Source organism: unidentified bacterial endosymbiont (assembly GCF_918797525.1).
In the GTDB taxonomy this organism is placed as follows: Bacteria; Pseudomonadota; Gammaproteobacteria; order Enterobacterales; family Enterobacteriaceae; genus Enterobacter.
In genome coordinates this window covers 1,594,715-1,615,693 of the sequence record NZ_OU963893.1, presented here as the reverse complement: position 1 = coordinate 1,615,693, position 20,979 = coordinate 1,594,715, and the positions used below count along the sequence as shown (strand labels likewise).

Annotated in this window: 19 protein-coding genes; 4 read left to right on the top strand and 15 right to left on the bottom strand. The window is 53.9% G+C overall.

Features of this window, described 5'->3' with window-relative positions:
- Window positions 1-39: 39 nt before the first annotated feature.
- The 6 genes from nuoF to lrhA form a co-directional block, all read right to left on the bottom strand.
- Complete coding sequence (nuoF, locus tag NL510_RS07725; RefSeq protein ID WP_253383208.1) at window positions 40-1,377, bottom strand: NADH-quinone oxidoreductase subunit NuoF; 1,338 nt, start codon at window positions 1,375-1,377, stop codon at window positions 40-42.
- Window positions 1,374-1,874, bottom strand: coding sequence for an NADH-quinone oxidoreductase subunit NuoE (gene nuoE / locus NL510_RS07720; protein WP_148242330.1), 501 nt, complete (start codon window positions 1,872-1,874; stop codon window positions 1,374-1,376). Before nuoE ends, nuoF begins: the two co-directional genes overlap by 4 nt.
- A 2-nt stretch (window positions 1,875-1,876) precedes the next feature.
- Window positions 1,877-3,679, bottom strand: a complete 1,803-nt coding sequence (gene nuoC / locus NL510_RS07715; protein WP_253383206.1) for an NADH-quinone oxidoreductase subunit C/D — start codon at window positions 3,677-3,679, stop codon at window positions 1,877-1,879.
- Between the two features lie 89 nt (window positions 3,680-3,768).
- Window positions 3,769-4,443, bottom strand: coding sequence for an NADH-quinone oxidoreductase subunit NuoB (gene nuoB / locus NL510_RS07710; RefSeq protein WP_032612787.1), 675 nt, complete (start codon window positions 4,441-4,443; stop codon window positions 3,769-3,771).
- A gap of 15 nt (window positions 4,444-4,458) precedes the next feature.
- Window positions 4,459-4,899, bottom strand: a complete 441-nt coding sequence (nuoA, locus tag NL510_RS07705; RefSeq protein WP_253383204.1) for an NADH-quinone oxidoreductase subunit NuoA — start codon at window positions 4,897-4,899, stop codon at window positions 4,459-4,461.
- A gap of 631 nt (window positions 4,900-5,530) precedes the next feature.
- Complete coding sequence (gene lrhA, locus NL510_RS07700) at window positions 5,531-6,469, bottom strand: transcriptional regulator LrhA (protein ID WP_253383202.1); 939 nt, start codon at window positions 6,467-6,469, stop codon at window positions 5,531-5,533.
- A gap of 934 nt (window positions 6,470-7,403) precedes the next feature.
- Between lrhA and alaA the strand changes: the two genes are divergently transcribed.
- Both alaA and yfbR read left to right on the top strand, forming a co-directional pair.
- Window positions 7,404-8,618 carry an alanine transaminase AlaA gene (alaA, locus tag NL510_RS07695; RefSeq protein ID WP_253383194.1) on the top strand — a complete coding sequence of 405 codons (1,215 nt, stop codon included), beginning with the start codon at window positions 7,404-7,406 and terminating at the stop codon, window positions 8,616-8,618.
- 92 nt (window positions 8,619-8,710) lie between these two features.
- Complete coding sequence (gene yfbR / locus NL510_RS07690; RefSeq protein ID WP_253383185.1) at window positions 8,711-9,310, top strand: 5'-deoxynucleotidase; 600 nt, start codon at window positions 8,711-8,713, stop codon at window positions 9,308-9,310.
- Between the two features lie 41 nt (window positions 9,311-9,351).
- Here yfbR and NL510_RS07685 read toward each other — a convergent pair whose 3' ends face one another.
- From NL510_RS07685 to yfbV, 4 genes are all read right to left on the bottom strand, one after another.
- Window positions 9,352-11,184, bottom strand: a complete 1,833-nt coding sequence (locus NL510_RS07685) for an SLC13 family permease (RefSeq protein ID WP_253383183.1) — start codon at window positions 11,182-11,184, stop codon at window positions 9,352-9,354.
- Window positions 11,185-11,259: 75 nt separating this feature from the next.
- Window positions 11,260-11,919 (bottom strand): sugar phosphatase, encoded by a 660-nt coding sequence (locus NL510_RS07680; RefSeq protein WP_253383181.1) that lies wholly within the window; start codon window positions 11,917-11,919, stop codon window positions 11,260-11,262.
- An 11-nt stretch (window positions 11,920-11,930) separates the two neighbouring features.
- The gene (locus NL510_RS07675) at window positions 11,931-12,425 is read right to left on the bottom strand and encodes a YfbU family protein (RefSeq protein WP_253383179.1); all 495 of its coding nucleotides are present in this window, start codon (window positions 12,423-12,425) and stop codon (window positions 11,931-11,933) included.
- Between the two features lie 91 nt (window positions 12,426-12,516).
- The gene (yfbV, locus tag NL510_RS07670) at window positions 12,517-12,972 is read right to left on the bottom strand and encodes a terminus macrodomain insulation protein YfbV (protein WP_253383177.1); all 456 of its coding nucleotides are present in this window, start codon (window positions 12,970-12,972) and stop codon (window positions 12,517-12,519) included.
- Between the two features lie 337 nt (window positions 12,973-13,309).
- On the opposite strand from yfbV, the gene ackA reads away from it, so the two are divergent.
- A complete protein-coding gene (gene ackA / locus NL510_RS07665) occupies window positions 13,310-14,512 on the top strand; it encodes an acetate kinase (RefSeq protein WP_253383175.1) in 1,203 nt (400 codons plus the stop codon).
- A gap of 76 nt (window positions 14,513-14,588) precedes the next feature.
- Window positions 14,589-16,730 carry a phosphate acetyltransferase gene (gene pta, locus NL510_RS07660; RefSeq protein WP_253383173.1) on the top strand — a complete coding sequence of 714 codons (2,142 nt, stop codon included), beginning with the start codon at window positions 14,589-14,591 and terminating at the stop codon, window positions 16,728-16,730.
- 46 nt (window positions 16,731-16,776) lie between these two features.
- On the opposite strand, the gene NL510_RS07655 is transcribed toward pta, so the two are convergent.
- From NL510_RS07655 to NL510_RS07635, 5 genes are all read right to left on the bottom strand, one after another.
- A complete protein-coding gene (locus NL510_RS07655) occupies window positions 16,777-17,730 on the bottom strand; it encodes a transketolase family protein (RefSeq protein WP_253383171.1) in 954 nt (317 codons plus the stop codon).
- Entirely contained in the window at window positions 17,723-18,553 is an 831-nt protein-coding gene (locus NL510_RS07650) for a transketolase (RefSeq protein WP_253383169.1), read from the bottom strand. Before NL510_RS07650 ends, NL510_RS07655 begins: the two co-directional genes overlap by 8 nt.
- Window positions 18,550-19,941 (bottom strand): PTS ascorbate transporter subunit IIC, encoded by a 1,392-nt coding sequence (locus NL510_RS07645; protein ID WP_253383167.1) that lies wholly within the window; start codon window positions 19,939-19,941, stop codon window positions 18,550-18,552. Before NL510_RS07645 ends, NL510_RS07650 begins: the two co-directional genes overlap by 4 nt.
- Window positions 19,942-19,961: 20 nt before the next feature.
- A complete protein-coding gene (locus tag NL510_RS07640; RefSeq protein ID WP_253383165.1) occupies window positions 19,962-20,234 on the bottom strand; it encodes a PTS sugar transporter subunit IIB in 273 nt (90 codons plus the stop codon).
- A 76-nt stretch (window positions 20,235-20,310) separates the two neighbouring features.
- Window positions 20,311-20,754: a PTS sugar transporter subunit IIA gene (locus NL510_RS07635; protein WP_253383163.1), complete on the bottom strand. Its 444-nt coding sequence runs from the start codon at window positions 20,752-20,754 to the stop codon at window positions 20,311-20,313.
- Window positions 20,755-20,979 lie beyond the last annotated feature (225 nt).

The window sequence follows — 20,979 nt, the reverse complement described above, 5'->3', positions numbered from 1 at the left end:
TGGCTCGGTCGAAACCGAGCGTTAATCAAAATTCTGCTTTTACCAGCGCGCTTTCAGCAGGTTCGGCTGAATACCATTGATTGAATGGGTATTGCTGAACGGCTGCTTGATGCCTGCTTCGAATTCGTCGCGGAAATATTTAATCGCGCTTTGCAGTGGCTCAACGGCGCCCGGTGCGTGGGCACAGAAGGTTTTACCCGGCCCTAAGAATCGACACAGTTGCTCAAGTGTCTCGATATCGCCCGGCTGACCTTCACCACGCTCGATAGCACGCAGGATCTTCACGCTCCACGGCAGACCATCACGGCACGGTGTACACCAGCCACAGGACTCGCGGGCGAAGAACTCTTCCAGGTTGCGCACCAGCGAGACCATGCCTATCTCGTGGTCGACGGCCATCGCCAGCGCGGTACCCAGACGGCTGCCTGCTTTACCAATACTTTCGAACTCCATTGGCAGGTCAAGGTGGGCTTCGGTCAGGAAATCGGTCCCCGCCCCGCCCGGCTGCCAGGCTTTAAATTTCAGCCCGTCGCGCATACCGCCGGCGTAGTCTTCAAGGATTTCGCGGGCGGTGGTGCCAAACGGCAGCTCCCAGACGCCGGGGTTCTTCACGCGCCCGGAGAAGCCCATCAGCTTGGTTCCGGCATCTTTACTTGAGGAGATGCCCTGATACCACTCCACGCCGTTGGCGAGGATCGCCGGGACGTTACACAGGGTTTCGACGTTATTAACGCAGGTCGGTTTACCCCATACGCCAGAGCTTGCCGGAAACGGTGGCTTGGAACGCGGGTTCGCGCGGCGGCCTTCGAGGGAGTTAATCAGCGCGGTCTCTTCCCCGCAGATATAACGCCCGGCCCCGGTGTGCACGAACAGTTCAAAGTCAAAACCGGTACCGAGGATGTTTTTACCCAACAGGCCCGCTTCGGTGGCTTGCGCAATCGCCCGACGCAGGTTTTGCGCCGCTTCGATGTACTCGCCGCGCAGGAAGATATAGCCACGGTACGCTTTGAGCGCAAACGCGGAGATCAGCATGCCTTCCACCAGCAGGTGCGGCAGTTGCTCCATCAGCAGGCGGTCTTTATAGGTGCCAGGCTCCATTTCATCGGCGTTACACAGCAGGTAACGGATGTTCATAGATTCATCTTTCGGCATCAGGCTCCACTTCAGACCGGTGGAAAAGCCCGCGCCGCCGCGCCCTTTCAGGCCGGCGTCTTTCACCGCATTGACGATTTCATCCGGCGCCAGGCCGCCGAGGGCTTTACGTGCGCCGGCATAGCCGTTTTTGCTTTCGTATTCTTCAAGCCATACCGGCTGTTTGTCATCGCGCAGACGCCAGGTCAGCGGATGCGTTTCAGCAGTACGAATTACCGTTTTCATTTGTACTGCTCCAGCAGGTCAGGAATGGCTTCCGGCGTCAGATGGCTGTGCGTGTCCTCATCAATCATCATGGTCGGCCCCTTGTCGCAGTTACCCAGGCAGCAGGTGGGCAGCAGAGTAAAGCGCCCATCAAAAGTGGTCTGGCCCGGCTTGATATTGAGCTTCTGCTCAATCGCCGCCTGAATGCCCTGATAACCGGTAATGTGACAAACCACGCTGTCACAGTAGCGGATCACATGGCGGCCCACCGGCTGACGGAAAATCTGGCTGTAGAAGGTGGCTACGCCCTCTACGTCACTTGCCGGAATACCCAGCACTTCTGCGATCGCGTAGATCGCCCCATCCGGCACCCAACCACGCTGTTTCTGTACGATTTTCAGCGCTTCAATGGACGCCGCACGCGGGTCTTCGTAGTGGTGCATCTCGTGCTCAATGGCGGCACGTTCTGCTTCACTGAGCTCAAAAGCCTCGGTCTGTGGTTGTTGATTCTCGTGCATAATTAGCGGTCCACATCTGACATAACAAAATCGATACTACCCAGATACACAATCAGGTCGGAAACCAGACTGCCGCGGATGGCGGCCGGGATCTGCTGCAGGTGCGCGAAGCTTGGCGTACGCACACGGGTACGGTAGCTCATGGTGCTGCCGTCGCTGGTCAGGTAGTAACTGTTGATACCCTTGGTCGCTTCAATCATCTGGAAAGATTCCTGCGCCGGCATCACCGGTCCCCAGGAAACCTGCAGGAAGTGCGTGATCAGGGTTTCGATATGTTGCAGCGTGCGCTCTTTCGGCGGCGGCGTCGTCAGCGGGTGATCCGCTTTGAACGGGCCTTCCGGCATGTTGTTGAGGCACTGCTCAAGGATGCGCAGACTCTGGCGCAGCTCTTCGACTTTCAGCATCACGCGGGTGTAGCAGTCGGAAACGCCGCCGCCAACCGGGACGTCAAAGTCGAAGTTCTCGTAGCCAGAGTAAGGACGGGCTTTACGCACGTCGAAATCAATACCGGTGGCACGCAGGCCAGCGCCCGTTGTGCCCCACTCCAGCGCCTCTTTCGCACCGTAGGCGGCAACGCCCTTCGAACGGCCAATCAAAATGGAGTTACGCAGCGCGGCTTTCTCGTAGGAGGCCAGACGTTTTGGCATCCAGTCGAGGAACTCACGCAGCAGGCGGTCCCAGCCGCGCGGCAGATCGTGCGCCACGCCGCCGATACGGAACCAGGCCGGGTGCATACGGAAACCGGTAATCGCTTCCACCAGATCGTAGATTTTCTGACGGTCGGTAAAGGCGAAGAAGACCGGGGTCATCGCGCCGACGTCCTGAATGAACGTGGAGATGTACAGCAGGTGGCTATTAATACGGAACAGCTCGGAGAGCATCACGCGGATCACGTTAACGCGGTCCGGCGTAACGATACCCGCCAGTTTCTCAACGGCCAGCACGTATGGCATTTCGTTTACGCAGCCGCCGAGGTACTCAATACGGTCGGTGTACGGAATGTAGCTATGCCAGGACTGCCGCTCGCCCATCTTCTCAGCACCACGGTGGTGATAACCGATATCCGGCACGCAGTCGACAATCTCTTCGCCGTCAAGCTGAAGAATAATACGGAATGCACCGTGCGCCGACGGGTGGTTTGGACCGAGGTTGAGGAACATGAAGTCCTCGTTTTCGGTACCGCGCTTCATGCCCCAGTCTTCCGGCTTGAAGGTCAGTGCTTCCATTTCCAGATCCTGTTTGGCTTTAGTCAGCTCAAACGGGTCGAATTCGGTTGCGCGTGCCGGGTAGTCTTTACGCAGCGGGTGGCCAGTCCAGGTGTGCGGCATCATGATGCGCGTCAGGTGCGGGTGGCCGTCAAAGGTCATACCGAACATTTCCCAGGTTTCACGCTCATACCAGTTGGCGTTAGGGAAAAGTTTAGTGATCGTCGGCAGATGCATGTCGTTTTCAGACAGTGCCACCTTGAGCATGATATCCGTGTTACGGTCTATGGAGATCAGGTGGTAGAAAACGGAAAAGTCCGCAGCAGGGAGGCCCTGGCGGTGCGTACGCAGACGTTCATCCATGCCGTGTAAATCAAACAGCATGACGTAAGGCTTTGGCAATTTCTTGAGGAAATCGACAGCGTCCAGTAATTGTTCACGCTTCACCCAGACAACGGGTACCCCAGTGCGGGTGGCCTGAACAGTAAAGGCATCCGGCCCAAAACGGTTGCGCAGTTCGCCGATGACAGGGTCATCCAGATGATCCCGGGTCTGCCAGGCGGCTTCTTGCGCGGTTAAGTCGGTCATATTGTTCACCATTGCAAATGGTCCGTGGTGACTGCTAAGCCTGGCTTCGCGCTATTTGAGTAGTGATATGCGAAGGTATTCTCCAGGCCCACAGGCGCAATTTAAATTTCGTCAGGCGTACGCAGGTTGGTCACTGCAATACGTTCACCGCGTTTACGCTCGCGCTCAGACTGCATGTTCGCGCGATACACGCCCTGATCGCCTACCACCCATGAGAGCGGGCGACGTTCTTTACCAATAGACTCCTGCAGCAGCATCAGCGCCTGCATGTAAGCCTCCGGACGTGGCGGACAGCCCGGGATATACACATCCACCGGAATGAACTTATCAACGCCCTGTACGACAGAGTAAATGTCGTACATACCGCCTGAGTTGGCGCATGCGCCCATGGAGATCACCCATTTTGGCTCCAGCATCTGGTCATAAAGACGCTGAATAACCGGCGCCATCTTGGTAAAGCAGGTACCGGCCACCACCATCAGGTCAGCCTGACGGGGTGAAGCACGTAGAACTTCTGCCCCAAAACGCGCAACGTCATGCACCGCAGTGAATGACGTGACCATTTCAACGTAGCAGCAAGAAAGGCCAAAGTTATAAGGCCAGATTGAGTTCTTACGACCCCAGTTGACCATATCGTGCATGGCATTTTCGAGCTTGCCCATATACACGCTTTTGTTGACTTCTTGCTCCAGGGGGTCGGTTACGATCTCCTGTTTTTGCAGGGGGTAACGGTCATTCTCACCGTTAGGATCTATGCGGGTGAGCGTATAATCCATCTTATTGCCTCGCTGTTACTGCTGACGATTAGAGATACTGTTTTCCGGGTTGGTGTGTTCACGGCGTGAACGCACAGGTGTCCAGTCCAGTGCGCCAGTACGCACCAGATAAACCAGACCGGCCAGTAACACTAAAATGAAAATTGCGGCCTCGACAAAGCCCACCCAACCGCTTTCGCGAATAGAAGTTGACCATGCGAACAGGTAAAGCGCTTCCACGTCGAAGATGACGAAGAACATGGCGACCAGATAAAACTTGGCAGACATGCGTAAGCGAGCGGTACCGACTGAATCAATACCTGATTCAAAAGGCGTGTTTTTGTGCCTTGCGCGGGCGCGACCGCCCAGGAACCAGCCGCCGACTAACATCAGGCAGCACAGACCAATGGCTACAATAAGAAAGATTGCGAATGCCCAGTGATGAGCGATGACTTCTGTGGATGTTGACATACTCATTGCTTACTCATCAAAAGTGATACCTGTAACACTGCTCTTGCTGGCAGATGGGCATCACATCGATTCATGGGGAGGAATAAAATAACCTTACACTAACTGCCAGAAATGAGACATAGGCAGCAAAATGATGTGGTTTTTTACTCCTTTCTATAACCTTTTGTCAACTTTAACAAAGGTTTCTTCACATTAAATGACATCAACCGATTCTCATTAACATTTAATGCCCTATAACCCTGGTGGGTGTCTGACTTTACGTCAAATGCATCTTGTTGAATCGTGTCCGTTTTGGAAGTAAAAAAAATAACTCTCCTATTTTGACAGGATTCTCCAACGATTCATCCCCCCAAATAGGAGTATTTTCTTGATCTGAGACACGCTTTTGTTAATTCATTCAAAAAAACGGCAACATTTTTTCTGCTTTTTTAACATTATCAGGGGGGAGAGATCGTGTGGAGGTAACGTGAACACCTTTTACCGGAATGTGATTAATGTATTGATAAATAATAATATTGTACTCATCTCCCATGTAAAAAGAGGGTAAGGATGACAAAAAAAAACCACTCCACGCTAAAATCGCGCGAGTGGCCTTTTTTTAAACTTACAAATTGTTACCAGAATATTGAGTGAAGGATCACTCGACGCTCCCTTCGACGATGAGAGAGTCCCCCCCCTCTACAGGGGCAACAGGCTCGAACCGCCAGGGATTAAGGTAATTTTGCATGGCATCAAACACCATCTTCGCCAGCTCGTTATTGCTGGATGGGTTGTGGCACAGCAGGTATTGGGTATCCGGCAGCACAGGAAGCCCCTCGCTCTTGCCCAGCACGCGCAGATCGGGGCTCATCATCTCAACCGGACGCGCAGTGACGCCAAGACCAGCTTTCACTGCTGCACGCACCGCTGGCAACGTAGACGCCACATAGGCCAGCCGCCACGCAATGCTGGCTTCGTTCAGCGCCGTCAACACCATATCGCGGAACGGACTCGGCTCATCCAGCAAGACCAGTGGGATGGATTCCCCTTTTTGCAGAACATATTCTGCGGCACAGTACCAGTGTGTCGGAGACGTCCGCAGGGTCAGACAATCAAATTGCCCTGGGCGATGCGTTGTCACCACAAGGTCAACTTCGTTCTCTTTGAGCATCTCAACCATAAACGCATTACGCTTTACGCTCACGTCCAGCGCAAGCTTCGGATAAACCGAACTAATGCGATTGAGCAGAAACGGCAATATGGTATCCGCCGACTCATCAGATGCACCTAAGGTTAACACCCCCTGGAGGTTACTAAACATTAATGACATACATGCTTCATCATTAAAGCGAAGTATTTTCCTGGCATAACCCAGTAGCTGAATACCGTGTTCAGTCAATAGCTTATTGCGCCCATGACGAGCAAAAAGCTCTTTACCAACCAGTTGCTCCAGCCGCTGCATTTGCTGGCTAACGGCAGACTGGGTTCGGCACACTGCGGCGGCGGCGGCTGCAAAAGTGTTGAGATCGGCGACCGCAACAAACGTTCTCAGCAGATCGAGGTCGAGATTCATTATCGGACGATTTGCATTTATCATATCTTTTCACTTTCAGGTTGCTCGTGTGGAGCTGTCCGGGTTGAAGCTGTGTGTACAGTTAAGCAATTCCTTCTGAAGGTTTCCCTCGTATCCCGGCCCGGCAGACTGCCTGACAGACAGTTAGTGTGCTGCTTTATATTAACAGTCAGAAAGCACGTATCATGACGTATTTTTTTCTCTTAAACGTTAAGGATATTTAGATGTTTGCAGGATTATGTAAATTCCATTAAAGGTATAACACTGTCCCTGCCATCTTTCGCGCAGCGCTATCATCGTAGCAAGGTAAGACTTACACAAACCCGCCAGAGATAACTTTAATAATAACAATCAATTAATTCAGAAAAGAGCGTTCAGACATTCGTAATTTGAGTATCTCTCATCCACTTTCCCGAAAGACATCTTAACCCAAATCCACTTTATTTATAAGTCTTATTGCAATATTCAGGATTAAAGGACGTTGATAAGTGGCGACACTAATTTTATTAATATTAACAAAAAGTGCATTTTCGTCATTAATAATAAATAAAGGTTAATTTAGATTAAGTTCAAACATTAATAACACTTAACATTAAATTTACATCAGTAACGTTTAACCCCGCTGTACCATTAGTAGCGCTCTGACCAGAACATTCAGATTTTGCGAAATGTCACCCTGGTAAACTTCATGTGCGACCGGGATCGTTATTGTATTTAGACCAGCGTATTGTTCACAAAAAAAACCATTTCCCAGCACAATAAACCTTAAAATACCTACTTGACATGACTTTAGATCACAAAAAAGGCCATAAGGTAGTAAAATAGATTACAAAGCCTTTCGCGCATTGCACAAAATCTTCTCCTGTACACCCTTCAAAACGAGGCGATGGGGGAGTACATTATTCCGTGCTGACTTCCACGGCAGGGAGTGGCAATAATAGCGAAAAGGTTAAGGTTCATGTCCCCTATCGAAAAATCCAGCAAGCTTGATAACGTCTGTTACGACATCCGTGGCCCGGTTCTGAAAGAGGCGAAGCGCCTTGAAGAAGAAGGCAATAAGGTTCTTAAACTCAATATTGGTAACCCCGCGCCGTTTGGTTTTGAAGCGCCGGATGAAATTCTGGTTGATGTGATCCGTAACCTGCCCACCGCACAAGGCTATTGCGATTCGAAAGGACTCTACTCCGCACGTAAAGCCATCATGCAGCATTATCAGGCGCGTGGGATACGTGACGTTACCGTCGAAGATATCTATATCGGCAACGGCGTATCAGAACTTATCGTGCAGGCCATGCAGGCGCTGCTGAACAGCGGCGATGAAATGCTGGTTCCCGCCCCAGACTACCCGCTGTGGACGGCGGCAGTGTCCCTGTCCAGCGGTAAAGCGGTGCACTATTTGTGCGACGAGTCCTCTGACTGGTTCCCGGATCTCGATGATATCCGCGCGAAAATCACCCCACGCACGCGCGGCATTGTGATTATCAACCCGAACAACCCCACGGGCGCGGTCTATTCTAAAGCGTTGCTGATGGAGATCGTCGAGATCGCCCGCCAGCATAACTTGATCATCTTCGCGGATGAAATTTACGACAAGATCCTGTACGACGCGGCGCAGCACCACTCCATTGCCGCACTGGCGCCCGATCTGCTGACCATTACCTTTAACGGCTTATCTAAAACCTATCGCGTCGCCGGTTTCCGTCAGGGCTGGATGGTCCTGAACGGGCCGAAAAAGCACGCGAAAGGCTATATTGAAGGGCTGGAGATGCTGGCATCCATGCGCCTTTGCGCCAACGTTCCGGCGCAGCATGCGATCCAGACCGCCCTCGGGGGCTATCAAAGCATCAGCGAATTTATTGTTCCCGGCGGTCGTTTGTACGAACAACGTAACCGCGCATGGGAGCTCATTAACGAGATACCGGGCGTCTCCTGCGTGAAGCCGAACGGCGCGCTCTACATGTTCCCGAAAATTGACGCCAAGCGTTTCAATATTCACGACGATCAGAAAATGGTGCTCGATTTCCTGCTGCAGGAAAAGGTGCTGCTGGTTCAGGGGACCGCGTTTAACTGGCCGTGGCCGGATCACGTGCGCATCGTTACGCTGCCGCGTGAAGACGATCTTGAGATGGCCATTAGTCGCTTCGGACGATTCCTCTCGGGATACCATCAGTAATTTTAAATCAGGCTACTCCGGTAGCCTGATTTGCATCTTCCCTCTCCTCCCCGCACAATGAAGCCTGTCGCAGTCAAGACAAAAGGTAACCTATGAGTCAGAGTCATTTCTTTGCCCACCTCTCCCGCCTGAAGCTCATTAACCGCTGGCCTTTGATGCGCAACGTGCGCACTGAGAACGTGTCGGAGCACAGCCTGCAGGTAGCCATGGTCGCCCACGCCCTTGCGGCGATTAAAAACCGTAAATTCAACGGTCAGGTTAACGCCGAGCGTATTGCCCTGCTGGCGATGTACCATGATGCCTCAGAAGTGCTGACCGGGGATCTGCCGACGCCGGTGAAGTACTTTAACTCGCAGATCGCCCAGGAATATAAGGCCATTGAGAAGATTGCTCAGCAAAAGCTCATCGATATGGTGCCCGAGGCGTTACGCGATATTTTTGAACCGTTGATTGATGAGCACCAGTACACAGAAGATGAAAAATCGCTGGTGAAGCAGGCCGATGCGCTGTGCGCCTACCTGAAGTGTCTGGAAGAGCTGTCAGCCGGAAACAACGAGTTTTTGCTGGCGAAAACGCGGCTTGAGAAAACGCTGGAATCCCGCCGCAGCGAGGAGATGGATTACTTTATGCAGGTGTTTGTGCCGAGCTTCCAGCTCTCTCTGGATGAGATAAGCCAGGATTCTCCGCTCTGACAACGTGCCGGGCGGCGGCTTCGCCTCACCCGGCATTTGCCTTAGAACGGGAACAGAACAGGTATTAACACTACGCAAACCGCCATCACCAGCACGGTGAACGGCACGCCGATCTTCACGAAATCGCTAAAGGTGTAGTTCCCTGGCCCAAGCACCAGCGTGTTTACCGGCGAGGAGACCGGCGTCATAAATGCCGCTGACGCTGCCATCGCCACCATCATCGCAAACGGATACGGCGAAACGCCCATGGTTTTCGCCATCGCCAGCGCGATGGGCGCCATAAGCACTGCCGTGGCGGTATTAGAGATAAACAGGCCGATAGTGGCGCACATCACAAACAGACACACCATCATCATATAAGGCCCATATCCCCCGCCGACGTCCATCAGCCCTTTAACGATCAAATCCACGCCGCCGGTTTTTTGTAGCGCAAGTGCAAAAGGCATCATCCCGACGATCAGAATGATGCTTGGCCAGTGGATCGCCTTGTAGGCGCTTTCGGCATCAATACAGCGGAACTTGCCCATCAGAAGGCAGGCAATCATTGCCGCGACCGGATTGGGGATCTCATCGGTCAGCATCAGCGCCACCATCAGCACCAGACAGAAAATCGCGTGCGGCGCCTGGCTATGCGCCGGAGAGGCCTCGCTCTGTTCAACCGGCATATTGAGTACCACGAAATCGCGGCCTTTTTGTCCGAGCTGGCTGATGAGCTTCCAGTTGCCGACCACGAGGAAAATATCTCCCAGCAGGATTGGCTCATCCACCACGGCACCGTCCAGCGCCACGCCGTCGCGCTTTAAGCCGACCACGTTCAGGCCATAGCGGGTACGGAACGCCATTTCGCGTACCGTTTTACCCAGCAGCTCAGATTCCGGGATCAATGACACTTCCGCCATGCCGACATCCAACGCCTGATCGGAGAAGTACTCCCCGCGCAGCACCATCGGCTCCAGCATCTGTTCGCCACAGAATTCGCGCAGATCCACATCCGCCGTCGACATATCAATTAGCAGAACATCACGCGCACGGAATTCCGATACTCCGTTGACGTTAACGATCACGCGCCGAAAGCGACGCCAGCGCTCCACGCCAATTACGTTCGCGCCGTAGCGTTCGCGCAGTTTCAGGTCGTCCAGGCGCTGGCCAACCATCGGCGAACCGGGGCGGATAGCCAGGCGGCGCGCCCTTCCGGTCAGGCGGTACTCTTTAATCAAGTCGCGGAAAGTACGCCGCTTCCAGCCGTCTTTGTTTTTATCCAGCTTTTCGCCTTTCAGGGCAATGCGGGCCAGCAGCATATAGGCAACGCCCAGAACCAGAATGACCAACCCTAGCGGCGTGACGCTGAAAAAGCTGAACCCCTCAAGACCTTCGCGGAGCAACTCACTGTTGACGACCAGGTTTGGCGGCGTCGCCACCAGCGTCATCATGCCGCTAATAAGACCGGCGAAGCTCAGAGGCATCATCAGACGAGACGGCGAGATTTGCATCCGCATGGAAACGCTCAGCACCACCGGAATAAAGATGGCGACGACCCCCGTTGAACTCATAAACGCCCCCAGCCCGGCGACGGTCACCATCAGGTAGACCAGCATTTTGGTCTCGCTGCTGCCTGCCACCTTCACCAGCCACGAGCCCATAGCCGTCGCCACGCCGGTACGCACCAGTCCATCGCCGATGATAAACAGGGCGGCAATCAGAATAACGTTGGGATCGCTAAAGCCGGAAAATGCTTCCGTAAGGGTCAGCGTGCCGCTCAGTACAAAGGCGACAATCACGAACAAGGCGACAGCATCCATGCGCACTTTGCCCGTGGCAAAAAGAATAATGGCGATTAAAAGCAGGCTGAGAACCCAAATCAGTTCACCGTTCACAACATATCCTTGTCAGTGGAGGAAAAGGAATTCTGCCATAAAAAAGCCCCAACAAAGTGGGGCTAAATCTTACGCTTACATTTTTAGCGAGACGGTTACAACTCCGTCAACTGCCTTAGCGACGCGGATTGCTGTCAAGCTCGTGAGAACAAAGTCCGCCTCGTCGAGCCGGGGAGAGTCCGCCGGGACATTCACGGCAATAACGTGGCTCCCCGCATTCAGGCCAGCCAATACCCCTGTCGCAGCATCTTCTACTACCACGCACTCTTGCGGCGCAAGACCAAGCAATTCAGCCCCGAGTAAAAAGGCATCCGGTTCCGGTTTGCCAAGCTTCACGCACTCAGCGGTAATAAACACCTCTGGCTGCGGTAGTCCGGCCGCCTGGTGACGGGCATGGGCCACGGGAATGGAACCGGAGGTAACAATGGCCCACGGAATATGCGCTTCGTTAAGGTGCTCAAGCAGTTCACGCGCGCCCGGCAGCGCGACAATGCCATCGGTATCCGTCGCTTCAATGCGTTCAAGATAGTTGAACTCTGCCTGAATCTCTTCCTCAGCGCGCCCCGCCAGGAAATGTCGTAGTGAGGTAATGGCCTGCTTGCCATGGATGAAATTCAGTACCTCCTGATGGTCGATGCCATGTCGGTCAGCCCAGTGGCACCACGAACGCTCCACTACCGGTAACGAATCCACCAGCGTACCGTCCAGATCAAACAGAAAACCTTTACACTGCACACGCACCTCCGTCAGGCATTAATGATTTGTTGAATTTCGTTGCTGCTCAAATGGTACTGACGCGGGCAGGCGTGCCACACGTTCAGCATGCGCTGGTATTTTTCCCACATCGGGGTTTGCGCGTTAAAGCCGTGGGTACCCGCATCGAAGTGGGTATAACGCCCTTCGGTAGTGACCATAAAGCGCACATAGCTGAGATAGCGCGCTTCCGTGGCCGCATCAAAGCCTAAAAAGGTGACGCGACGTTCGTCAATAGACTGCGAATCTTTGTTATTCGTCCATGAGACGTGCAGCGCATGGTACATCTCCATGATGTCGATAACGATGCGGCAGGTTTCTTCTTTCAGCTCGCCAAACTCGCGATCCAGTTCGCGCATCTGCAAACCAAACCCGCGTTCAACGATGGTCTGCAAACGGCTGTAACGCTCAGCGTTATCGGGATCTAGCATAGTCATCATCTTGTACTGGTTAGACAAAATCAGACGTTGAGCATGGGTCATTTCCATCTTTCGACTCCTGTAGCGCATTGCACTTGTAAAAAAGACACGGTAACTCGTTGTTACTGTGCCTTCTTTTATTTGTCGTTTCGATGATCAATCACAAGTCATCAAGAAATGTTTTATCAAGTTGCTTAAAAGCGCGCTTGAGCGTGTCGGCCAGCGCCTGGTAATCCGGCTTGCCTTCAACGGGGGCCAGCGCCTGCCCGGCTTCCTCGAGTTTCCCGCGCACTTCATAAAACCAGTGTAAAATAGTAGGTGGTAAAGGCGTAACTGAACGCTTACCTAACCACCATAGCCCCTGCATCGGCAGGCTCAGGGCGAAGAGCGCGGTGGCAACCGCCGGGCCAAGCTGCCCGCCGAGGGCGATTTGCCAGCATAAGGTAAAGATGGCGACGGGCGGCATAAAGCGAATCGCATAGCGCGTGGCGCGGATAACGCGGTTCTCAATAAACATCGGCGCAAGGCGCTTTTCCAGTGGCCACGTCTTTGCGTAATGCTGTCCACGACGAAACAGACTAAAAAAGTTTACGGACGGGATCTCAGGTGTCGACATGGCTGTACCTCAACTTCACATATAAACATTAAAATTTTCGTGCAAAACCACAACAGGCTATGACAACGTTCAAAATATTTTGTCTTCACTACCCCGTATCGGGTATCCTGTGCCAGCCTGATAGGGCCTTAGACGAGAATCGTTAACTCGTCAAATTATCGCATAGTATGCCATTGTCTGAAAAATGAGCAAAATGGCTTAAAATCATAAGTATTCCTTCCATCATGCCAGAATTTTGGTTTGGCATGATGTTAATCATAAATGTCTGGGTCAGTATGCGTTACGCTTTTAGACTCACTGACGTTTTTTTAGCCACGTATCAATTATAGGTACTTCCATGTCGAGTAAGTTAGTACTGGTTCTGAACTGCGGTAGCTCCTCACTGAAATTCGCCATCATCGATGCGCTCAACGGTGACGAGTACCTCTCTGGTTTGGCCGAATGTTTCCATCTGCCTGAAGCGCGTATCAAGTGGAAGATGGACGGCAGCAAACAAGAAGCGGCTTTAGGTGCAGGCGCCGCTCACAGTGAAGCGCTGAACTTTATCGTTAACACTATTCTGGCACAAAAACCAGAACTGTCTGCTCAGCTGACTGCGATTGGTCACCGAATCGTCCACGGCGGCGAAAAATACACCCGCTCCGTGGTTATCGACGAATCTGTTATCCAGGGCATCAAAGACTCTGCCTCTTTCGCACCGCTGCATAACCCGGCTCACCTGATCGGTATCGCTGAAGCACTGAAATCCTTCCCGAATCTGAAAGACAAAAACGTGGCCGTGTTTGACACCGCGTTCCATCAGACCATGCCGGAAGAGTCTTACCTGTATGCTCTGCCATACAGCCTGTATAAAGATCATGGCGTACGTCGCTACGGCGCACACGGCACCAGCCACTTCTACGTGACTCAGGAAGCCGCAAAAGTACTGAACAAGCCAGTTACAGAAGTGAACATCATCACTTGCCATCTGGGCAACGGGGGTTCTGTTTCAGCTATCCGCAACGGCCAGTGTGTTGATACCTCCATGGGTCTGACTCCGCTGGAAGGTCTGGTGATGGGGACCCGTTCCGGTGATATCGACCCGGCTATTATCTTCCACCTGCATGACACCCTGGGCATGAGCGTTGACCAGATCAACAAAATGCTGACCAAAGAGTCTGGCCTGCTGGGTCTGACCGAAGTCACCAGCGATTGCCGTTACGTTGAAGACAACTACACCGACAAAGCAGACGCTAAACGTGCAATGGACGTTTACTGCCACCGTCTGGCGAAATACATCGGCTCTTACACGGCACTGATGGACGGTCGTCTGGACGCAGTCATCTTCACCGGCGGTATAGGTGAAAACGCAGCAATGGTCCGTGAACTGTCCCTGGGCAAACTGGGCGTTCTGGGCTTTGAGGTTGATCACGAGCGCAACCTGGCTGCCCGCTTCGGCAAGTCTGGCTTCATCAACAAAGAAGGCACCCGCCCTGCTATCGTTATCCCAACGAACGAAGAGCTGGTTATCGCGCAAGACGCGAACCGTCTGACTGCCTGATTCCACACCGCCAGCTTTGCTGGCGGTGCTGTTTTGTCACCCGTCCAATCGCGACGGTAACGAAAGAGGATAAACCGTGTCCCGTACAATTATGCTGATCCCTACCGGAACCAGCGTCGGCCTGACCAGCGTCAGCCTTGGCGTTATCCGTGCTATGGAACGTAAAGGCGTTCGTCTGAGCGTCTTTAAGCCTATCGCCCAGCCTCGTGCCGGTGGCGATGCGCCTGACCAGACCACCTCCATCGTACGTAAGAACTCTAATCTGCCTGCGGCTGAACCGCTGAAGATGAGCTACGTTGAGTCTCTGCTGTCAAGCAACCAGAAAGACGTGCTGATGGAAGAGATCATCGCCAACTATCACGCCAATGCGCAAGACGCAGAAGTGGTGCTGGTTGAAGGTCTGGTCCCTACGCGTAAACACCAGTTCGCTCAGTCGCTGAACTTTGAAATCGCCAAAACGCTGAACGCAGAAATCGTCTTCGTAATGTCCCAGGGTACAGATACTCAGGAACAGCTGAAAGAGCGTATCGAACTGACCCGCAGCAGCTTCGGCGGCGCAAAAAATACCAACATCACCGGCGTTATCGTTAATAAACTGAACGCCCCGGTTGATGAGCAGGGCCGTACGCGCCCTGACCTGTCCGAGATCTTCGACGACTCCTCCAAAGCGAAAGTGATCAAAGTTGACCCGGCCTCTCTGCAGGAATCCAGCCCGCTGCCGGTTCTGGGTGTAGTGCCGTGGAGCTTCGAGCTGATCGCCACCCGTGCCATCGACATGGCGCGCCACCTGAACGCTACCGTGGTTAACGAAGGCGACATCAACACCCGCCGCGTGAAGTCCGTGACCTTCTGTGCGCGTAGCATTCCGCACATGCTTGAACACTTCCGCGCAGGGTCCCTGCTGGTGACCTCTGCAGACCGTCCTGACGTGCTGGTTGCCGCATGTCTGGCCGCCATGAACGGCGTTGAAATCGGTGCCATTCTGTTGACCGGTGCTTACGAGATGGACCCACGCGTGAGCAAACTGTGCGAGCGCGCATTTGCGACGGGCCTGCCGGTATTCATGGTCAACACCAACACCTGGCAGACCTCGCTGAGCCTGCAGAGCTTCAACCTGGAAGTGCCGGTTGATGACCACGAGCGTATCGAGAAAGTTCAGGAATACGTTGCGGGCTACATCAATGCAGACTGGATTGAATCCCTGACGGCGACCTCCGAGCGCAGCCGTCGTCTGTCTCCGCCAGCGTTCCGTTATCAACTGACCGAGATGGCGCGTAAAGCGGGCAAACGCGTGGTTCTGCCGGAAGGGGACGAACCACGTACCGTTAAAGCGGCAGCGATCTGTGCAGAGCGCGGGATTGCGACCTGCGTGCTGCTGGGTAACCCGGATGAGATCACCCGTGTTGCGGCATCTCAGGGCGTTGAACTGGGCGCAGGTATCGAAATCGTCGACCCGGAAGTGGTTCGCGAAAGTTACGTTGCCCGTCTGGTTGAGCTGCGTAAGAGCAAGGGCATGACCGAAGCCGTTGCCCGTGAGCAGCTTGAAGACAACGTGGTGTTGGGTACGCTGATGCTGGAACAGGACGAAGTTGATGGTCTGGTTTCCGGTGCCGTTCACACCACCGCAAACACCATTCGTCCACCGCTGCAGCTGATCAAAACGGCACCGGGCAGCTCGCTGGTCTCTTCCGTGTTCTTCATGCTGCTGCCTGAACAGGTTTACGTTTACGGCGACTGCGCGATCAACCCGGATCCAACAGCAGAACAGCTGGCTGAGATCGCTATCCAGTCTGCAGACTCGGCGATTGCCTTTGGTATCGAACCGCGCGTGGCAATGCTCTCCTACTCTACCGGTACCTCTGGTGCAGGTAGCGACGTAGAGAAAGTGCGTGAAGCGACGCGTCTGGCACAGGAAAAACGCCCTGATCTGATGATCGACGGCCCGCTGCAGTACGACGCCGCGGTTATGGCTGACGTTGCGAAATCCAAAGCGCCGAACTCTCCGGTTGCAGGTCGCGCTACCGTGTTCATCTTCCCGGATTTGAACACCGGTAACACCACCTACAAAGCGGTACAGCGTTCTGCAGACCTGATCTCCATCGGGCCTATGCTGCAAGGGATGCGTAAACCGGTGAACGACCTGTCTCGTGGCGCGCTGGTTGACGATATCGTCTACACCATTGCCCTGACCGCGATCCAGTCTTCACAGCAGCAGTAATTTATCCGCTGTACTAAAAAGGCGACCCGATGGTCGCCTTTTGTATTTACAGCAGTTCCCTCGCCGCCGTCACAATGTCATGCGCCGTCAGGCCATACTCTTTTTGCAGGAAGTCCTGCGTGCCCACCTGGCCGTAACGCTCCTTCACGCCAACCCGCCGCATCGGCACCGGGCTGGTTTCCACCAGCACTTCCGCGACCGCCGAACCCAAGCCGTTATGAATGCTATGGTTTTCACACGTCACAATACGTCCGGTTTTCTCGGCATAGTTTTTCACCAGCATCCGGTCGATGGGCTTGAGGGTAAACATGTCGATTACCGCTGCGCTCACCCCTTCCTGCTCCAGCTGCCGGGCTGCCTCCAGCGCTTCCGCCACCATGATGCCGTTGGCAATTAACGTAATGTCGCGGCCGTCGCGCAGCACGTTGCCTTTGCCAAGGGTAAACGTCGAACCAGGTGCATACACGCTCGGGGCCTGCTTACGGATGGTCCGTACCCAGTAGAAGCCTTCGAGATCGATAAGCTGGCGCAGTATGTCCTCGAACATCACCGCGTCAGTCACCTCCAGCACCACCGAATTCGCCAGCCCGCGCACAATGCCCATGTCCTCAAACGACATATGCGTACCACCGTTATGACACGCAGTCACGCCCGCATCCGAGGCGATCACCTTTACGTTGTTACGCGGGTAGTCCAGGGACATAAACAGCTGGTCGAAGCAGCGGCGGCTGGCAAACGCGGTAAAGGTATGCACGAACGGCTTACGCCCGGTGAGCGACAGCCCGGCCGCCGTGCCGATGACGTTAGCTTCCATGATGCCGCAGTTGATCACGTGCTGCGGGTAATCGCGCGCCACGCCGTCCATCGCCATTGAGCTCATCAGATCCGCTTCCAGGGCGATAATTTCGCTTCCGGCTTCAATCTGCTGTGCCACAAAGCCCGCGTAGACCTTGCGCATCTCAACGGCATCTTTCTGTCCTGCAGGTGCAACCTTAATCATGTGTAGCCTCCAGTTGGCGAATCGTCTCGTTGAGCGCCGCTTTACTCTCCTCGGTCAGACGCAGGTGGTGAGAGTTACTCAACTGTTCCAGATATGGCACCCCCTGACCTTTGATGCTGTCAAGGATCACCACCAGCGGACGGGCATCCTCCTCCGGGATCAGCGACGTGACCTCCAGCAGCGCCGGGATGTCGTCCCCTTTCACCGTCACGACATCGTAACCAAAAGCGCGGAATTTTCCTTCAAGGTCGAAGGCGCAGATGATTTCATCCAGTTCACCGTCGAGTTGCTGTTTGTTCCAGTCGACGAACACCGTGAGATTGTTCAGGCGATGATGGGCGATAAACTGGAACGCTTCCCAGCACTGGCCTTCGTTTAACTCACCGTCGCCGACGATGCAAAATACCCGATTTGGCCTGCCAGCCAGCTTGTGCGATAGCGCCATCCCGCCGGCGATGGAAATGCCCTGCCCCAGCGAGCCGGTGGTCGCATCCACGCCGCGGGTCTTCAGGCGATCCGGGTGGCTTGGCAGGCGCGTGCCGTTCTGGTTCAGCGTGCTCAGCTCTTCCACCGGAAAATAACCCTTAATCGCGAGGGTACTGTAGAGTGCCGGTCCGGCGTGACCTTTCGACAGAACAAAGTAGTCTCGCTCCGGCCAGTCCGGTTCGGCTGGGTCGATTTTCATCACGGCACCATACAGTACGGCCAGCGTCTCGACGACCGACATACTACCGCCGTAATGCCCAAAGCCCAGTTGCGTCAGTGATTTCAGCGTTTCAAGACGGATTTGACGCGCCAGGTCGGTTATCTCATGCTCACTCATAATTTGGCTCCGGTATTTTCCTGTGCGCTACCGCCCGTAGGTTTGTTTTTAGCGAAGACGTTATACGCCACCAGCAGCGCGAATAACGCCACTACCAGCCCGGTGATGGCAAGCGGCGGCAGGAAGCGCGCCAGGTTGCCCAGCACAATCCCGACGGCCCCAAAGTCGGCATCCGAGAAGGTGGTGTTAGCAAAACCAATCGCCCCCAGTACCGGCAACAACAGCACCGGCAGGAAGGTGATCAACAGTCCGTTGGCGAAGGCGCCGATCATCGCCCCGCGACGCCCGCCGGTGGCGTTACCGAATACGCCTGCGGTCGCGCCGGTGAAGAAGTGCGGCACCACTCCGGGCAGGATCAGTACCCAGCTAAACTGCCCGCAGATGAACAGCCCGACCAGTCCGCCAAGGAAGCTGAACAAAAAGCCAATCAGTACCGCATTTGGCGCATACGGGTAGACTACCGGGCAGTCCAGCGCAGGACGCGCATTAGGCACCAGTTTTTCCGAGAAACCGGTAAAGGCCGGGACAATTTCCGCCAGGATCAAACGCACCCCCTGCAGGATGATGAAAACACCCGCCGCAAAGGTAATCGCCATGATGATGGCGTACACCAGGTAGTTCTGGCCGCCGCTGAAGGTCGCTTCAACGTACTCCCCCCCGGCGCTCACCGCCATGATCAGGTAGATAATCATCATGGTCAGCGAAATGGAGATTGAGCTGTCGCGCAGGAAGCTCAGGTTTTTCGGCAGGTTCATCTCTTCGGTCGAGCGCGAGCCCTTGCCGCACTTGCTGCCAAGCCAGCCCGAAAGCACGTAGCCAAGGGTACCGAAGTGGCCAAAGGCGATGTCATCATTGCCAGTGATGCGTTTCATATAACGCTGGGCAATCGCCGGGAAGAAAGCCATGATCAGCCCGAGGATCAGTGAACCGGTAAACACCAGCCCCACGCCTTCAAAGCCGGCCACCGTCAGGATCACGCCTATCATGCACGCCATGTAGAAGGTGTGGTGGCCGGTCAGGAAGATGTACTTCAGACGGGTGAAGCGGGCGACAATGATATTCGCCACCATACCGAAGGCCATAATCAGCGCAGTTGAGGCACCGTATTTTTCCAGGGCAATCGACACAATAGCTTCATTGTTCGGAATAATGCCCTGAATATCAAAAGCGTGCTCGAACATGCCGCCTAATGGGTTTAACGACCCGACCAGCACCGTGGCCCCGCCGCCCAGAACAATAAAACCAAGAATGGTTTTAATCGTCCCTTTCACCACATCAGAAAAAGCTTTTTTTTGCGCGACAAGGCCAATTAAGGCAATTAACCCCACCAGTACCGAAGGGACCTTTAAAATATCAACAACGAAATTCAGCGTTTCAAGGATAAACATATCCACCTCGCCAATCAGGGTTATTGTTTTGCGAACCAGGCGCGCAGTTGCGCTTCGAGCTCGTTAATATCAATGATGTTGTTGATCACCACCAGTTGGCCTTCCGGGACGCTGGCGCTGGCCGCAATATCTTTCGCCATCACGAAGAGATCGGCCGCGCCGGGCGTTGCAGAAGAGAGATCGGAGTGTTCAACATCGGCCTCAATATCCATCTTTTTGAGCACCTTTTTAATATTCATTTCGACCATAAAACTACTGCCCAGGCCGGAACCGCAAATAGCCATAATTTTCATTGTTATCCCCTTCTTTTGAGTAGAGTACGACCCATCACGCTGATGCGTAATGTGGTGATGAACCGGATTAATTAAATCAGAAGCGGTCGATTATCGTTTTTATCTCCTCCAGCGTATTCGCCTGATGTAATTCAGCCATGTCCTGGTCGCTGGAAAATAATTCAGCCAGCGCGGAGATCATTTCGATATGGCTATGTTTGTCCGGCGCCGCGAGCATCACGATAACATTCACCGGGTCAAATTCTCCGGCACCAAAAGCGACGCCTTGTTTCAGTTTTAATAATGACAGGCCGAGTCCTTTCGCCCCCTCTTCCGGCCGCGCATGCGGCATGGCCAACCCTGGCGCCAGCACATAATAGGGTCCTAAGGTGTGATGCTGCTCGACAATCGCCGCGACGTATTCCGGTGAGATAACCTGTAAATCCAGCAAAGGTTTCGCGCACCGATCCAGCGCTTGCTGCCAGTCCTCTACGCTATCTAACAGCGTAATGGTTGTATCATATATCCACTTTTTGAGCACTTTTCACTCCCGCCATATCGCAAAAGATGGACAAACTTTATTCAACCCTTCCGCAATTGACTGCGATCAGGATCACAAAGATAGCGCTATCATTCACGAACATGCATAAATGTGATAGCGCTATCAAATTGCAATCATCGCATCAAATCACAGCAAAAAAAGGGGTTTAAGGCGTATACTGCCAGTCACGTGAAGCGAAGGATGAAATGAGTCGCGTCCTGTCAG

Coding starts and splice junctions, on each gene's coding strand:
- nuoE (WP_148242330.1), bottom strand. CDS start 1,874: ATGCACGAGAATCAACAACCACAGACCGAGGCTTTTGAGCTCAGTGAA.
- NL510_RS07645 (WP_253383167.1), bottom strand. CDS start 19,941: ATGTTTATCCTTGAAACGCTGAATTTCGTTGTTGATATTTTAAAGGTC.
- nuoB (WP_032612787.1), bottom strand. CDS start 4,443: ATGGATTATACGCTCACCCGCATAGATCCTAACGGTGAGAATGACCGT.
- ackA (WP_253383175.1), top strand. CDS start 13,310: ATGTCGAGTAAGTTAGTACTGGTTCTGAACTGCGGTAGCTCCTCACTG.
- yfbV (WP_253383177.1), bottom strand. CDS start 12,972: ATGTCGACACCTGAGATCCCGTCCGTAAACTTTTTTAGTCTGTTTCGT.
- nuoA (WP_253383204.1), bottom strand. CDS start 4,899: ATGAGTATGTCAACATCCACAGAAGTCATCGCTCATCACTGGGCATTC.
- alaA (WP_253383194.1), top strand. CDS start 7,404: ATGTCCCCTATCGAAAAATCCAGCAAGCTTGATAACGTCTGTTACGAC.
- NL510_RS07675 (WP_253383179.1), bottom strand. CDS start 12,425: ATGGAAATGACCCATGCTCAACGTCTGATTTTGTCTAACCAGTACAAG.
- NL510_RS07640 (WP_253383165.1), bottom strand. CDS start 20,234: ATGAAAATTATGGCTATTTGCGGTTCCGGCCTGGGCAGTAGTTTTATG.
- lrhA (WP_253383202.1), bottom strand. CDS start 6,469: ATGATAAATGCAAATCGTCCGATAATGAATCTCGACCTCGATCTGCTG.
- yfbR (WP_253383185.1), top strand. CDS start 8,711: ATGAGTCAGAGTCATTTCTTTGCCCACCTCTCCCGCCTGAAGCTCATT.
- nuoF (WP_253383208.1), bottom strand. CDS start 1,377: ATGAAAACGGTAATTCGTACTGCTGAAACGCATCCGCTGACCTGGCGT.
- NL510_RS07650 (WP_253383169.1), bottom strand. CDS start 18,553: ATGAGTGAGCATGAGATAACCGACCTGGCGCGTCAAATCCGTCTTGAA.
- nuoC (WP_253383206.1), bottom strand. CDS start 3,679: ATGGTGAACAATATGACCGACTTAACCGCGCAAGAAGCCGCCTGGCAG.
- NL510_RS07655 (WP_253383171.1), bottom strand. CDS start 17,730: ATGATTAAGGTTGCACCTGCAGGACAGAAAGATGCCGTTGAGATGCGC.